The 15,767-nt window shown below is 59.0% G+C and carries 13 protein-coding genes; 4 read left to right on the top strand and 9 right to left on the bottom strand.

Annotation, left to right across the window (positions count from 1 at the left end):
• Positions 1-265 precede the first annotated feature (265 nt).
• Positions 266-967 (top strand): sterol desaturase family protein, encoded by a 702-nt coding sequence (locus tag TK42_RS06335; protein WP_103733849.1) that lies wholly within the window; start codon positions 266-268, stop codon positions 965-967.
• A 5-nt stretch (positions 968-972) separates the two neighbouring features.
• Here the strand turns inward: TK42_RS06335 and TK42_RS06330 are convergent, their stop codons facing one another.
• From TK42_RS06330 to TK42_RS06305, 6 genes are all read right to left on the bottom strand, one after another.
• Complete coding sequence (locus tag TK42_RS06330) at positions 973-2,418, bottom strand: hypothetical protein (protein WP_103733848.1); 1,446 nt, start codon at positions 2,416-2,418, stop codon at positions 973-975.
• Between the two features lie 148 nt (positions 2,419-2,566).
• Positions 2,567-2,947, bottom strand: coding sequence for a hypothetical protein (locus TK42_RS27095; protein ID WP_032803630.1), 381 nt, complete (start codon positions 2,945-2,947; stop codon positions 2,567-2,569).
• Positions 2,948-2,949: 2 nt separating this feature from the next.
• Positions 2,950-3,945 carry a hypothetical protein gene (locus TK42_RS06320; RefSeq protein ID WP_032880414.1) on the bottom strand — a complete coding sequence of 332 codons (996 nt, stop codon included), beginning with the start codon at positions 3,943-3,945 and terminating at the stop codon, positions 2,950-2,952.
• Between the two features lie 139 nt (positions 3,946-4,084).
• Positions 4,085-5,152 (bottom strand): lipocalin-like domain-containing protein, encoded by a 1,068-nt coding sequence (locus tag TK42_RS06315; protein WP_103733847.1) that lies wholly within the window; start codon positions 5,150-5,152, stop codon positions 4,085-4,087.
• On the bottom strand, positions 5,142-7,604 hold the full coding sequence (locus tag TK42_RS06310) for an FtsX-like permease family protein (protein ID WP_103733846.1): 2,463 nt from the start codon (positions 7,602-7,604) through the stop codon (positions 5,142-5,144). The genes TK42_RS06315 and TK42_RS06310 overlap by 11 nt, the downstream gene beginning before the upstream one ends.
• Before the next feature lies 1 nt (position 7,605).
• Positions 7,606-8,274, bottom strand: coding sequence for an ABC transporter ATP-binding protein (locus TK42_RS06305; protein ID WP_103733845.1), 669 nt, complete (start codon positions 8,272-8,274; stop codon positions 7,606-7,608).
• A 273-nt stretch (positions 8,275-8,547) separates the two neighbouring features.
• Here TK42_RS06305 and TK42_RS06300 point away from each other — a divergent pair, with 273 nt between their 5' ends.
• The 3 genes from TK42_RS06300 (at position 8,548) to TK42_RS06290 (ending at position 12,607) form a co-directional block, all read left to right on the top strand.
• Positions 8,548-9,228, top strand: a complete 681-nt coding sequence (locus TK42_RS06300; RefSeq protein ID WP_103733844.1) for a histidine phosphatase family protein — start codon at positions 8,548-8,550, stop codon at positions 9,226-9,228.
• A gap of 184 nt (positions 9,229-9,412) precedes the next feature.
• Positions 9,413-11,068 carry a lipid IV(A) 4-amino-4-deoxy-L-arabinosyltransferase gene (arnT, locus tag TK42_RS06295; RefSeq protein WP_103733843.1) on the top strand — a complete coding sequence of 552 codons (1,656 nt, stop codon included), beginning with the start codon at positions 9,413-9,415 and terminating at the stop codon, positions 11,066-11,068.
• 21 nt (positions 11,069-11,089) lie between these two features.
• Positions 11,090-12,607 (top strand): glycosyltransferase family 39 protein, encoded by a 1,518-nt coding sequence (locus TK42_RS06290; protein ID WP_103733842.1) that lies wholly within the window; start codon positions 11,090-11,092, stop codon positions 12,605-12,607.
• A 55-nt stretch (positions 12,608-12,662) separates the two neighbouring features.
• Here TK42_RS06290 and TK42_RS06285 read toward each other — a convergent pair whose 3' ends face one another.
• The 3 genes from TK42_RS06285 to TK42_RS06275 are packed head-to-tail and all read right to left on the bottom strand — an operon-like array spanning position 12,663 to position 15,418.
• A complete protein-coding gene (locus tag TK42_RS06285; RefSeq protein WP_032880399.1) occupies positions 12,663-13,571 on the bottom strand; it encodes a LysR substrate-binding domain-containing protein in 909 nt (302 codons plus the stop codon).
• On the bottom strand, positions 13,571-14,419 hold the full coding sequence (locus TK42_RS06280) for an EamA family transporter (RefSeq protein WP_103733841.1): 849 nt from the start codon (positions 14,417-14,419) through the stop codon (positions 13,571-13,573). The genes TK42_RS06285 and TK42_RS06280 overlap by 1 nt, the downstream gene beginning before the upstream one ends.
• A gap of 57 nt (positions 14,420-14,476) precedes the next feature.
• Complete coding sequence (locus tag TK42_RS06275) at positions 14,477-15,418, bottom strand: TauD/TfdA family dioxygenase (protein ID WP_256584519.1); 942 nt, start codon at positions 15,416-15,418, stop codon at positions 14,477-14,479.
• Between the last annotated feature and the right edge of the window lie 349 nt (positions 15,419-15,767).

Here is a 15,767-nt window from a genome sequence, read left to right as displayed (position 1 = left end):
CATGTGTCCGGTCTATACAGGCTCTTTTCCAAAGTGACCCGCTGTAAAAGCGGAACCAACAGTGGCCATGACCTAAATAACGGATATGTACTCGGTCTGATCCAGCATCCTGGTCGGCTGTCAGGCCGCCATCGGGAGCAAGCCCCCTCCCACAGGTCCGGCGTAACGCCAAAGTTGTGTAAATACCCATGCCCCCAGTAAAAGCTCGCACATTCCTCCCCACCCACTAAGCTCAATCTCGAACAAAAACAGCGAGCAGCCCGCCATGCCCCATCTCACCGAAACGTTCCGCAGCCGCTACCGCGCCAACGTGAGTCGCCATTACAACCCCTGGCTACACGCCGCGTTCGTCCTCGGCTACGGCATCACCTGTATCACCCTGGCCTGGTCCTCCACCGCACAGATCACCGCCCTGCAGTGGCTGACGGTGCCCTTGACGCTGGTGTTCTTCAACCTGTGCATCTACCTCGTGCACCGTCATCTCGGCCATCACAAACACTCATTCGCCCGGCTGTTCTACGCGCGCCACACCGGCGATCACCACAGTTTCTTCACGCCCGGCCACATGACCTACGACAGCCCGAGTGACTGGCGCGTCATCCTGTTCCCCGCCTGGCTGATCGTACTGCACAGCCTGGCCATCACCCTTCCCGGCTGGTGGCTGCTCAAGCAACTGAACCCCAACGTGGCGGGGTTGTTTGCCGGGTGCATGATCCTCGGCTACCTGCTCTACGAGGTGTTCCACGCCTGCGAACACTTGCCCGCTGAACACCCGGTGGCGCGCCTGCCGTGGATTCGCCAAATGCATCGCCTGCACGCCCTGCATCACCGTCGCGAGCTGATGCAGGGGCGCAATTTCAATATCGTGTTGCCGTTGATGGATTACCTGTTTGGCACGCTGCATTGGGAGCCGATCACAAAAAAAGGGGGCAGCCCAAATGGACTGCCCCCTGCTTCACACTCCTAGATCACTCAGCGCACGATAGTCTGGCTGCAGATGTGGCCCAGGCTGACGTATTGGGTGATATTGCCGCCTACGCCCACGCCCGGAAACTCCTTGAGCTCGATGCGCCAGCCACCTTCGTTGAACCAGGTTTCCCAGTTGTAGGTCTGGCCCGACGCGCTGTCCGGGTACCGCACTTTATAGTCGCCGGAGCAAGTGCCCAAGGCGACATTGCCCGAAGCTGCACCCGTGATGCCGGTCTTGGCCTCATAGTTGACCCAGTTGTAAGTTGCACCAAAGTGCTTGTCGACCCGCAGCACTGGGGTGACCCCGCGCAATGGCTCACCGGTGCTGTCCGACCATTGGGTGCTCCAGCTCAGATTGCGGGCTGCCTGGGTGGCCAGCTGGAAGATCGAGCTGGGAATGCGCACTACGTTATCGCCGTTCACGTTGTGCTGGTTCAAGCGAGGCGCCGAACCCAGGGTCAACTTGTACTGGGCCTGAGGGTTCAACGCCACCGCCGGGTTCGCCCGCACACGTACCTTGACCGTGTAGCCCGGCGTCAGGTTCGGATAGGTGGAGGTGGAATCCGGCTGAATCACTACCCAGTTATTACCGTCGAAACGCTCGAAGATCCACTGGTTGCGCGTACCCGCACCATCATCACCCAGGAACATGCCGACACCCTGGCCACGCAGCGACGTGAAGGAGAAGTAATCCACATCATTGACGCTGTCGAGGTTACCGGTTACCTGGTTCAGCGCATCCGGCAGGGCAAACGCGGTTTGCTCGGTATCGTTGGGCTCGTAGGCATCAATGTTGCTGTCTACCGCCACGCCGAAGCTGAACTGCGAGTTGCTCGCGGCATTGGCCACCATGAACCAGTAGTAGTCACCGGCCGGCAATACACCGTTGAGGTACTCATCGGCATTGCCGGCGTTATCAGACGTGCCCAACGGGGTCAGATTACCCTGCCCGTCATCGTGGAACAGGGTCAGCGACATGTCGGTGCCGACACTCTGGTTCAACAACTGCACCTGAATTCGCGCATTCTTCGGCAGGTTGAAGTGGTAGGCGATCTGCGCGCCGGTCTCCACCCCGGTCAGCGTGTAAAGGGTGTTGATATCCAGAGTTGGAAACAGCGGAGTGAAGGCAGCAACCGCCGCTTCCTTGAGTTTCGCCTGATCGGGCTTTACCAACTCGCCTACCTTGGCATCAACCACCGCATTACTGGCAATTGCCTTGACGGCTGACACCTTGGGCTTGCCGGCCTTGGCTGCATCGAGCTTTTGCTTGAGTGCGTCCGAGACAATGGCCTTCTCCACTGTGCCACCTTGTTTCAACGCTTTGTCCACGGCCTGCTTGACCGTCTGCGCACTGAGCTTGGGAGGGGTTTGCTCGGCCAGGGCAAAGGCCGAAACAAAGCAGGAGGCCATCATGGCCGCGCCTAGCATAAGGGCTTTTTTCGATTTCATTTTTTATCCATCCATAGTTAAAAAATTGAAGCTCAGGTGACCGGTGACATCCGGTCACCTGGGATGGACTGTAGGACAATACTGTATTTATGTACAGTATTTTAACAAAATATGTGCTCCTGGCTTGTTACGCGAGTGAGCCCTCCTTCTATGGAATTGGGATATCGCACCACCTGCGCCAAACCTCCCATACAACCATTTGGATGATACAAATACTCGCGAGGCGATACGGCCACAAAGCCCAGCGCCTCAGCGTCAAGGGAACAGATGCCAGCTCAGCTTCGGTCACAAGGCCGGCTTTGAGATAAGCCTTAGGCCCTGACAGGATATCGACCATCAGGCTCATGCGATGATACCTGTCGATCATCCGATTTCTTTTCCAGAAACGCTTATGTAGACGAACCTTCTCGTTCTCACTGAAGTAACTTTCCAGCTCATCCAGCTTTGCGTATTCAGCAAACACTATCAGTCCCAAGACGACACCCGACCCAGCGAGCCACACAATGGTATATACAAGAAAAGGGGACATCGTTATGTCCCCTCGGGTTGGAATATCAGATCGCCGTCGATTTCCATGACTCTTCCGCCTACAAACGCACCACCCTCACCAAAAAAAGAGCCTCCCGCAGACCCGCCAACAGCCCCTCCGATAATTCCACACGCCAGTTCACCGTTGCCTTTCAGTGAAATACCTAATGCAATCCGGCATGCACTGCGAGCAATATTTGCAGCAGGCTTGCCCACAAGAGCAGCGCCTAATACTCCAGCCATCAACCTCCCCGTCTCCACATATTTCGCTCTTTTGCATTGCACCTCCCTTCCCACCACACACGCCTCCCTGATTTCCAAACCCGCCACGCCTACATCCATCGCCAGCCCTACATAAGTCCCATTCCCCAGCCATTTCGAAGCCTGCGCAACTGCCCCGATCCGCTGTGCATACCCTGCTATTTCGCCTTTATGCAGGTAGCTCTTGGTTGAAACGCCAAGCACCTTTTTCAATGACTGATTCCCCCTCAGCCCTGTCCCAAACCGCGCTGCACCTTGCAGTTGCCTATCCAGGTTCCCGAACAGCATCTGCCGTTGTCGAACAAACTCAACCCGGTCCAAGCCACCCCCTTTCAACCGCTGATGTAACTGTTCAATCGACTCGAGCGTAAGCACCACCTCATCCAGATGTCGCCCCCACGCAGATGTCGCACCCCCCACGCCTATCGAGCCATACCCCAACAGGCTCTGCAGCAGGTCATAGTCATTGATCACTGCTGGCCCAGCCGACGCATCCAGTGCCAGTCCTCGGTGAATTTCCTCGGCATAGCGCATCAACCAGGCTTCTTCGGCACTGCAAGTTACGCTGTAATTATCAGGAATAATCACCAACTGTCCTGGCGTCACCAGCTTATGGCGCAGGTGCCGATTCAACACATCGAAATGATCAGAGCGCTGCCGATTCAACGCCCCACCCATTAGCCTGGACTTCAAACTGAGGTAGTCCGTGGTGCGGTCGTTGAGGTATGCCTGCGCCATGCCTTACATCTCGAATGCCATGAAGATGGCATCGAAATATAAGCAAGCGCCTACAGCCCGGACACAAGCAGGCGGGGGTCAAACAATACGTTTGGGAAGTTACCTACACAGCAAAAGATAAGCGCCTACGGAAGACGCCCTAATACCCCGTCATCTCCAAATACCCCACCCCACCCTCGAACTTCACCGGCCCTTCCCAGTAGGGAATCCCCAGGTTCATCCACGCTTTCGGATTGACCGCCTCGGTGGTGATGTCCAGGTGTTTGCCGGGGATCTTCAGCGACCAGCGCGTGGGAATGCTGCGCCCGTCAATCTCGGTTCTGCTCAGCGGCGCCAGTTGAATATCTGCGTTGTGCAGGGTCTCGGTGCGGCCCTGGGCGTCGATCCAGGTTCCGGTGAGGTACCCGCCGCCGTCTTTGTCTCGCACGCGAAAGAGCATCAGTTGCGCGCCCCGGTCCAGGTGCAGGGAGAACCAGTCCCAGCCGGTCTGGCTGGCGGCCAGGGGTTGGCTGCTCCATTCGCGGTCGAGCCAGGCCGAGCCGCTGACTTCGTACGTCTGGCCGTCGATACTGATGCTGCCGGTGGCGTTGAAAAACGGCTGGCTGTAGTAGTACGACGCCTGGCCCTGGTCGGATTTGCGGCTGTAGCCGTTGTCACCTTGCAGCACCAACGGGCGGCTGGAGGTCAGTTGCAGGTCGTAGGCGAATTGCGCACCACTGGCCTTGAGTTGCATATCGGCCAGAGCGCTAGTGGCGCCTGGGCGGGTGGCGAAGTTCCAGTCGTCGATCCAGGCGTTGAACGGCAACGCTTGCGCTCCGGCCTGGCCGACACCACCACGGGCGAAGCGTTCGGCGGCGTAGTGGTGGGTGGCGCTGGTGACGGCGGCGTGGCCGAGCCAGATGGTGGAGTCGCGCCAGCCTTGCTGCATCGGCCCGGCATTCACGGCGTTGCGAAACAAGGTCCATTGCACGCCGAACACATTGCCCTGGGCATCCTTGAGGTTGGCGGTGACGTACCACCATTCGATGCGAAAGCCTGGGTGCGGGCCGTGATCTTCGGGGAAGCTGAAGACTTTACCAGGGGCCACTTGGGCAAACTCCGCCGCATCGCTGCCCAGCCCGGCGAAGCTTTCCTCGGGTGCAGGCGGCTTGTCACAGGCACTCAACAGCAGCAGCAACACCCCCCACCCCAACGCTTTAATCTTCATTTGCAAAGGTCCTCAACAAATCCGCCGGGCGGCTGCGGTAGAGCTGCCATAGCGGCCAGGCCGAGGCTAGCAATGTCGCAAGCAACGCCAACCCCATCAACTGTGCAAGCTGCCCGGGGAATACCTGCAACGGCAGGCGCCAGCCGAACGCCTGGACGTTGATCACCGCATCCAGGCACCACGCCAGCAACAGCCCCAACGGCAACGCAAGGACCAGCGTCAGTACCGCCAGCAGCCAGGTCTGGCCAAGGTTGAGCAGCATCAGTTGGCGGCGTGTCACCCCCAGCGCCCACAACGGCGCAAGTTGCCCGAGGCGACTCTGGCTCTGGGTCAGCAGGCTGATGAACAATGCCACGCCCGCCACACCCAGGGTCAGACTGTTCAACGCAGCAGTGGCGGCGAAGGTGCGTTCGAAGACCTGGCTGGACCACCCCTTGAGTTGTTGTTGATCGACGATACGGCTGTCTTCCAGGGTAAACTCGCGCTGCACTTCACCCACCAGCGGCTGCACATCCTGGGGCGCCACGCGCAGGTTGAATCGCACCGGTGACAGCGTCGGCCAATGAGCCAACAGGTGCTTGGCGTTGACCAGCAGATGGCCCTTGGGGTTGCCATAGTCGGCGTAGATTCCGACGATTTCCGGTGCCCATGTGCCCTGCGGGGTGGGGACTTGAACCCTGTCGCCCAGGCGCACGTTCAAGCGCCGCGCCAACTGCTCGCTGAGCATCACGCTATCGTCTTGCAGCAAGCGGTCCCAGGGTGTGCTCGTCGCCTCCAGCAACGGCCAGTGCTGACGATAGGTGGGGTTGTCGACCACACCAAACAGCTCCGCCGGCCAGCCTTGCAACTGCACCGCGACCTGCCAGCTGGGCAGCACCGCCTGCACCAACGGCTGCTGTGCCAACCATGTGTGCAGTTGCTGCGCCTGAGCCGGATTTTGCGGGTTGAGGTAAAGCTCGGCGGTCAGGCGTTGTTCCAGCCAGTGGTTGAAGGTCTGGCGAAAACCCGAGGTCATGGAGCCTGCGCCAATATTGGCCGCCAGGGCCAGCAACAGCGCCATGAGTGCCAGGCTCAAGGCTGGCAGTTGCTGGCGACAGTCGGCGAGGAACCACTGGCCCAGTACCGAACGACTGCGCCCCAGCACGCCGTTCAACAGCGCATTGAGCAATACCGGCAAACCCAGTGCAGCGCCCAGCAGCAAGGCCGCCATCAGCACGAATCCGGCGGCCAGGCTGTTGCCCAACTCCAGGGCCAGCAGTGCAATGAGCAGCGCCGCAACCGCCACCCAACCCTGGCGCCGCAACCAGCGCCCGTGGGCCTCATGCCAGGCTTGTGCATTGGCCAGCGCCAGCAACGGCAAACGCGCCGCACGCCACAGGCTGCTGGCCCCTGCGAGCAAGGCGCCGAGCAGGCTCAAGCCCAGCCCTGCAAGCCACCACCCCGGGCTCAAGCTCAGTTGACCTGCCACTTCGGCCCCGTACAGGCCGCGCAAGCTGGCGGCGACGTCCGGCAGCAACAGGCTGGCCAGCAGGTAACCGCTGGCGACCCCGAGTACACCGCCCAGCAATGCCAGAAATCCCAGTTCGACCCCCAGGCTCAGGATCAGCATTCGCGCACTGACCCCGCAGGCACGCAAAGTGCGCAACAGACCCCGCCGTTGTTCCAGGGCCAGGCCGATGGCTGCGTGCACGATAAACAACCCGACCACGAAGGACAAAAAGCCCAAGGCGTCGAGGTTCAGATGAAAGCTTTCGGTGAGACGTGAGAGGTTGTTGTCCTCGCCCTGCTTGAGTTGCAACCCGGCGGGCGCTTGGGGATGGCGGGCGGCGAAGGCATTGTCCAGCAGCAAGCGCGACAGCCGCCCCTGCATGTTCAGCACGGGTTGGGCAAAACCGATATCGGTAAGCAGCATACCGGGGGCCATGTCCGGCTGAACCTGCAACGGCGGCAAGCGCTGCCCGCTGGCCGTCAGCGGTTGTTCGCCCGCGTGCAAACCGAGCGCCTCCATGGTTTGCGCGGCAACCCAGGTACGCCCCGGCGCCTGGAAAAACGCCAGCATCTGTGCCTGGCTCAAGCGCTGCCCGGCCACGCTGCCGCTGCCAGGTAACGATACCGGCTCAATGCCCATCAATTGCAGCCGCTGCTCCTCATGCCCCTTGAGTACCACCCGCCCCTGCACCACCGGTGACACCGGCCACCCGGCGCGGCGCAATTGCGCAAACAACGCTTGGGGGAAGGCGGCGCCGTCCGGTGCGCTCAAGCTGGCCTGCGGTTCGCCGCCGATCAATTGGCTGGCGCGCGCATAGCCGTCCCGTGCCTGGCTGTTGAGCGCCTGCACGCCCGTCAATAATGCGGTAGCCAGCCACAGGCCGGTCAGCACGCTGAAAAATTGCACCGGGTGACGGCGCCAGTGGCTCAACAACGCACGCAACGCCCAGCAGAACACCGCCATCTCAGCGCGCGTCCATCGGTACGACACGGCCATGGTGCAGCAGCACCTGCTGGTCCAGGCGTGCGGCCAGGCGTGGGCTGTGGGTAACCATCAACAGGCTGGTAGGGCTGTCCTGCAGCAGATCCAACAGCAACTGCAGCACCTCATCGCTGGTGGTTTCGTCGAGGTTGCCGGTGGGCTCATCGGCCAACAGCAAACCCGGACGCGAGGCCAGCGCCCTCCCTACCGCCACCCGCTGCTGCTGACCGCCGGACAGTTGCTCTGGATAACGCTTGAGCAAATCGCCCAGCCCCAGACGTTCCACCAACTGCGCCTGCCAATGCGGATCGAAGCGCCCCGCCAGGCGCGCCTGGAATGCCAGGTTGTCCTCCACACGCAAGCTGCCGATCAGGTTGAACTGCTGGAACACCAGGCCGATTTCGGTACGGCGCCAATGGGCCAGTTGCCCTTCGTTGAGCTGGTCCAAGCGCTGCTCGCCAATGCGGATGCTGCCGCCGTCGACCCGATCCAGGCCGGCCACCAGGTGCAGCAAGGTGCTTTTGCCACTGCCCGACTCGCCCATCAGCGCCAGACTGCTGCGCGCCCCCAGGTACAGGTCGACACCGTCCAGCACGGCCAGCGGACCTTGGGGAGTGGCGTAGTGTTTGATAACCCCTTGTACCTGCAACATAGGAACGCTCATTTGAAGGACTGCCAACGAGAATAACGGCTGAGGGACATGCCCACGCAAATTTTTCACATGGATTTCACCGCCTGCCCATCCTCGACACTTTAAAGTGCGCTCCCAGCGGTGATAACTCGCAACTTGTTAGTTACTAATATTCACACTTTTTACGACGCGGATGTTCAGCAAAAAGACAGCAGCACTGTGACAGGCTGCTGCTCCACAACGGGCGATCGCCCATTAACTTCACTGGTTATAAGCACAACTAAAGGGCCGAGGGTGAATAGCGTGGCAGACATGATCCTGGCCAATCCAAAACCCAAATGGGCAAGGTTGAAGCGCCTGAAAAAATACCGTCTGCCTGTGCTGGGCATCAGCGTCATCGGCCTGCTGCTCACAGGTTTTCTATTGTGGCCCTCTTCCCCGCTTGACCTGGGTGTCGGCCATCGCCTGGTCACCTCCGGGGTGCTCGCCAGTTGGCGCCAGGGCGACCTGGTGGTTCTGGTGCGTCATGAAGAACGCTGCGACCGCTCGAAAAATCCTTGTTTCGGCCCTGTCAGCGGCCTCACGATCCAGGGCACGCAACGCGCGACCGAACTGGGCAAAGCCTTTGATTCATTGGGCATGGAGGCCACCGATGTGCTGAGCAGCCCGACCACGCGCACTGCCCAAACCTCGCTGTTCATGTTCGGCAAGACCGAGCTGTCCCCGGGCCCGCTCGCCATTTGCGGGGATGCCATGGCGGAGGAAATCCTCAGCCATAAAAAGCCGAGTCGCAACCTCATGTTGATCACCCACAGCGCCTGCATGAGCGACTTCCAGACGAGCCTGGGCTTTCCCCATGCCGCAGCGGCCGAATATGGCAGTGCACTGTTCGTCAAGGTATTGCCCAACGGCAAACTTGAGGCAATTGGCACTCTGAAAATCCAGCAATGGGCCGCAGTACTTAAACAACTTTAATTACACTTATTTACATATCCAGCAGCTATTACGTTCAGCAAAACGACAGCCCTGTTCTGGCATGTTCAGTTGCGCCTCTTAGTTAGGTTCCCCCCCTCATTGATTCAGTGAACATCACGATGCTCGGCCCGATTAATTCAATACTCTTCTTGCACCTGTTTGAACGTCATGGAGCGACGTGCTCATGACCCGCCTGAACCCTCTGCTCTGGTTAATCCTGGGCGTTGCCGTTTTTTTCTTGCTGCCCCTGGGCTTTCACGGCCTGTGGATTCCGGATGAAACCCGTTATGCCCAGGTCAGCCAGGAAATGCTGATGAGCGGCAACTGGGTAGCGCCGCACTTTATGGGCGTGCGTTATTTCGAAAAGCCCGCCGCGGGCTATTGGCTGATTGCCCTGGGCCAGGCGGTGTTTGGCGAAAACCTGTTCGGCGTGCGTATTGCCTCGGTCCTGGCCACGGCGTTGAGTGTGCTGCTGGCCTACCTGATCGCGCGGCGCCTGTGGAACGACCCACGTAAAAGCTTCACCTGCGCCCTGCTCTATATGAGCTTTGGCTTGGTGGCCGGGCAAGCCGGGTATTCCAACCTTGATCCGCAATTTACCTTGTGGGTCAACCTGAGCCTGGTCGCCCTGTGGTTTGCTCTCGACAGCCCCACCTTACGTGGGCGTCTGGGTTGCTGGGCCCTGTTGGGGCTGGCGTGCGGCATGGGGTTCATGACCAAGGGGTTTCTGGCATGGCTGCTGCCGGTATTGGTCGCGGTGCCTTACCTGATCTGGCAGCGCCGCGTCGGTGAGTTGCTGCGCTACGGGCCGGTGGCGATTATGGTCGCGGTACTGGTTTGCCTGCCGTGGGCATTGGCTATCCATGTGCGGGAACCGGATTACTGGCGCTTTTTCTTCTGGCACGAACACATTCGCCGCTTCGCCTCCGAGAATGCGCAACATGCGCGGCCGTTCTGGTTCTTCCTGCCGATCATGGTCGCGGCGTGTCTGCCGTGGGCCGCATTGCTGCCGACAACACTGTGCAAGGCCTGGAACGAAAAACGCCAGCCGGCGATTGCCTTTCTCGCCCTGTGGTGGCTGCTGCCCCTGGGCTTTTTCAGCCTGAGCAAAGGCAAGTTGCCGACCTACATCATGCCCTGCCTGCTGCCCCTGGCGCTGCTGATGGGCCACGGCTTGATCGACCTGATCAAGCAAGGCAAGGCACGTACGATTGTGATCAACGGCGCGGTCAATTTCGTTCTCGGCATGGCGGCCATGGTCGGGCTGATTTACCTGCAAATCACCGACCCGCTGTACGGCAACAGCCACGCCGAGATGTTCAGCCTGTCCCTGGCTTTTATCGTGCTGCTGGGCTGGATCCTCGCCAACCTGTTGCAAGCGGTGCGCCCGCTGACGTTGTGGGCGATGCCGGCGCTGGGCATTGGCTTGCTGGTAGCCCTGCTGCCGGCGGGAATGCCGCAGTTGATAGCGGATAACGAAATGCCCGACCAGTTCGTGCTTGAGCACCTGGACGAACTGCAACACACCCGTGCTTTGCTGAGCAACGAACTGGGCCTGGCATCGGCATTGTCATGGCGCCTGCGTGAGCCAGAGGTAGCGTTTTACGGCACCGAGGGCGAGCTGCGCTACGGCTTGCATTACGAAGAAGCGGCGCACCGCAAGGTCACGCTCGACAACGTGCAAGCCTGGTTGGCCCAAGCCCGCGAGCGAGGTTCGGTGGGCGTGCTGATGCGGGTCCGCAGCACCAGCGAACACCGCGAAGAAGGGCAATTGCCGCCCGGCGGCAAGCGCTATCGCAAGGGCAACCTGGTACTGACGATTTACCCCCAACAACCTTGATCGCCTTTGCAGGACCAGCCCATGAGCCTATGGAAAACCGAACGCGGCGCCCTGGTTTTACTGCTGGGCGTCTCGGCCTTGCTTTTGCTGCTGGGCCTGGGCAGCCGCGACCTATGGGGGCCGGAGACGCGCTGGGCCAACATCGCCTTGCAGATGCTGCAAAGCGGTGATTACTTCGACCCGTATCTCAAAGGCACGCCGTATTACGACAAACCCCTGCCCTCCTACTGGCTGATCACCGGCTTCGCCAGCTTGACGGGCGGCCTTGGCCCGTGGTCGTTGCGTCTGTCATCGGTGATTGCGGCGTGGCTGAGTATCTGGCTGGTGTACCTGATCGGCGAACGGCTGTTTCGCAAAGGCACAGGCTTGATCGCCGGCTGGATGCTCGCCACCACCTTCTACTTCCTGTTCTGGGCCAGGGTCGCCACCGCCGACGTGCTGACCGTGTGCGGCGTGCTGGCAGCCGTGTGGTGGTATTGGCGTGGGCCGGAAGACACCAGGCTTGGGCGCTACACGATGTTTTTCCTGTTGCTGGCAGCGACGTCACTGTTCAAGGGCTTGATCGGTGTTGTGCTGCCTGGGCTGGTGCTGCTGCCGCACCTGCTCAGCCAGCAGCGCTACAAACGCCACCTCAATCTGCGTCTGCTGTTGGCCATGCTGATCGCCGCGGCGTTTTACGCGATTCCTTTCGTACTGTCCCAGCGCTACGGCGCGCCCTCTTATGGCGAGAGCGGTCTGGCGTTGGTGTTCAGGGAAAACGTGGTGCGTTTCTTCGACCCCTTCGATCACATGGGGCCGATCTACACCTACCTGATCTACCTGCCGGTCTACACCCTGCCCTGGGCCCCCTGCTGGCTACTGGGCCTGTGGCTGGCGGTGCGGCACTGGCGCCACACCCCACCCAACGTGCGCTGGCTGGTGTGGGGCCTGGGCCTGTTGTTTGCATTCTTCACCGCCAGCGGCAGCCGCCGCAGCTACTACGTACTGCCGCTGGTGCCCTTTGCCCAACTGCTCGCCGCCTGGTGGCTGAGCGAACGCCTAAAGAAAAAACCGGCGAGCTGGCCGCGCTGGCAAAAAGGCTTCGGCATCAGCGCAGGCCTGCTCTTGCTGGTGCTGGGTGTGATCTACCCCTGGACTACCGGCAACGGCGGCGTGACCCGCTTCGCCGAGGATGTGCAAGCCCAAGCCGTGAAAAGCGCACCGTGGGACCAATGGCAAATGGTGCTGGTGGAGGTCGACAACAAGCTGCCCATGTACCTGCAAAACCACGGCAGGCCCTTCTACTACGTCAGCGAAACCCAGGACTACCCCCGCCAGGGCAACAGCGCCGCGTTCATGGCCTGGCTGGAAAAGATCAGCGGCCAAAGGTTCGATCCGCAACACACGATTATCATCGCGCAGTATTCCAGGGAAGACCCGATGCCGCTGGCGTTTCTGGGCGTGGATCATCGAGTGGTCACTACGCAATCGGATAATGGCGAGCGCTTGTTTCAGAAGCGTGAGGGAGGGAGCGTGGCGTTTGTTCCGATGCCACGCTGAGAATCGAAGAGGTGCTGTTTGCAAAGGCTTGGCGTGAGCCCCCTACGGGGTGCATTTAAACTTCGCACACAAACTCGTCAGCCTGCGCCTTGAGCCAATCAAACAACCGAGCGATATCCGGCTCCGACTGACGACCCTCTCGGCAAATGATGTAATAGGCAGCCGGCGACATCATCACAGGAGCTTCCAGCGCAACCAAGGCTCCCTCCTTCAACGCGTCATGTACCAGTGCAGTTCTGCCCAACGCAATTCCCCCGCCTTTTACCGCCAGGCTGATAGCCAAACTGGAATCAGGAAAGCGTGGGCCATGGTGATAGGGCGGTGCTTGCAGCCCCTGGAAGGCAAACCAGCTCTCCCACCCTGGACACACTTGATCATCCACCCGATGAATCAATGGGTACTGGGCGATATCCGCCAGGGCAATATCGCCGTGTATACGCGCAAACGCTGGCGAACATACAGGAAATACCGCATCGCGCATCAAAAGCTCGACATGGTGGTCCGGATAGTCGCCGTACCCCATCACCACGGCGACGTCATACTGATGCGCACTCAAGCTGCTGCTGCTCATGTCCGCGCTGGTCAACACCAAATCCAGATTGAACGACGCGTGAGCATGAGAACCATGCATCCTGGGAATCAGCCAGGTTGAGCACAGAGAGGACGTACAGGCGAGGTAAAGCGGTTGAGGTTTACCGGGACTGAGCGAATGCAGCACAGCATCCAGGTCTTTGAAAAAACCTTCGGCCACCGGCAACAGTGCCTGCGCCGCCGGCGTGAGTTTGACGCCCCGTGAGTGGCGCTCGAACAACTGCACCCCCCACCACTCTTCCAGACCTGCGATTTGATGACTGATAGCGCTGGCGGTGAGGTTCAACTCGGATGCGGCACGCGCAAAACTGCCGGTCTGCGCGGCACTCACGAAGGCTTGAAGCATAGGGGTCGGGGGCGGACGTTGGGCCATCAGTTGCTCACTTTGATCAGGATGATCCCGCCAACAATGACGAATGCCGACAGCATTCGCCGCCAGCCAAACCGTTCATGAAAAAACAGTACGGCAATAATGGTGCCGATAATAACACTGGTTTCCCGCAACGCGGACACCTTGGCTACCGCATCCAGGGACAACGCAAACAACACCAGGCCGTAGGACGCCAGGTAAAACACCCCTCCCAACATTCCTACCCGCCAGTGGCAGCGGATGGCCTGGGTGAATGCCGGACGCGCCTTGATCAACGCCAATAACGGGATCGGGATGCTCTGGAATACCGTCAGATAAATGATGTATTGCAGCACCGTCTCACTGGCTCGCACGCCTTTGGCGTCCACCACCGTATAGGACGCAATGAACGCTCCAGCGCACACCGCCATCAGGATCGGCTTGAGCATGTGCGCCGTCATCCTGCGCACAAATGTCAGGCTGATGATCCCCACGCAAATCATCAGCACACCTGCCATCGCCTGAAACGACAGCTGCTCATGCAGTAAGAAGTAGGAAAAAAGCGCAACCAGTACCGGCGGCACACCACGCATGACCGGGTAAACCTGACCGAAATCGCCGGTCTCGTAAGCCTTGATCAGAAACAATCGATAGATCGTATTGAGCACTACGGAAACCAGCACATAGCCCCACACCTCAAGGCTTGGCACATGAACCAACGGCAGCGCTGCCAGACAGATCAGCAATGCGGTGCCATCGACCATTGCCAAAGTCATAAAGCGACTGCTTCCGGCGCGTACTACGGCATTCCAAGTGGCGTGCATGAAGGCGGAGATCAAGACCAGGGTGATCGCGATATCGGAGTTGTCCATGGGGCTCGGCTTTTGCTGAAAACAGGGAGGAATCAGTTATGCAGGGCAAGCCAGGCATCATGGCTTGCGTAACCACATCCGTAGCATGTAGCGATTGAGATCGCTCAGCCGCTCATCATCATTGATCTGCGCACAGGGAACATTCCTGTCTATGAAATGCGTGCGGGTATGCAGGAACTTGTTGTCGGCAGAAATCAATACCTGCCCTGGTTCAAGCAGTATGCGATGCTGGACTGAAGACTGGTCGAGCACAGCATCCAGTATATTCAGCGCCTGAGTTTGTGCGAGGGTCAACGGGACACCAGCCTTCAGATGAGCCGACTCAATGTAGACACGAAAATACCTGATCAAAGGAATGCCTGCGTCTGAAAAAATCAAGATGGGCGCTTTAAACAGCGTCTCATCCTCGGCCATGCCTCGATTCTCAAAAAAGAAATCGCATTTCAGCTGTGTCAGTACATCTGGAAACGTCATCAGCTCTGCGTAGACCGCGCTCGCATTAATCAGAATGCTTTCACCACCCAGCAGTGCTTTCTGACCACACGCCAAGATCAAATAGTCGATAGGTAGCGGGTCACTCACACCATCGTTGTGTACGTAAGCACCCTGCCGGGTTTGGTGGTATCTGGCACCCTCTTCAATACTCTTACCGCCCCGATCGTATACTTCAATAACCTTATGACCGAGATGATTCTGCACCATTGGCTTTCCCAGCAAAGAGCCAAATGTCCAAATGAGTGATTTGAAGACTGCGAGGCTATCGACTTTAAAGCCATCCAAGATCAACACATGAGTTTCATGGTCAATCATGTTTCGAATATTGTTTAATTCCGCATGCAGGATGGGTGAGCGAAGCGGATTGATGCAGGCAGGTGTTGTATCGAAGCGATGATCTTGACCACTGGACTCGACTATATTCTTTGCGCACAACAACTCATCAAATGCGGCTTTTGAAAGTCTGACTTTGGCTGCCTCTTGACGAAAATGACTGACATCCATGTTCATCGCAATCCTTTACGGTGGTGAGTAGGAGCCTCCATTTAACTAAGCTCAACCTTGTCCGAAAAAGCGAAACCTCATCAGGGTAGCCATCAACGCTCGTCATGACAGATTTTTCCTACGCCAAAATATGAGCTGTCACTGCTGGCAGTTTTGTCATGGTTTGTAAAGGGCCAGCAAGCCATCTCTCTTTAAATTGCAGGACGAAGATTCTGGCCGCGTGGCATTTGCTGGAGATAGCCAGAACCACAGTGGATCGCTCCATCGAGTGCATGAAGCCCTTGACGGCAACACCGTAAAATGTGGGAGGGGGCTTGCTCCCGATGGTACCGGTTCAATTGATATATCT

This window comes from Pseudomonas sp. GZJR-8, from assembly GCF_002916705.1.
GTDB lineage: Bacteria > Pseudomonadota > Gammaproteobacteria > Pseudomonadales > Pseudomonadaceae > Aquipseudomonas > Aquipseudomonas synxantha_A.
The sequence above is the reverse complement of the archived record's forward strand: the minus strand, read 5'-3'. Positions and strand labels throughout refer to the sequence as shown.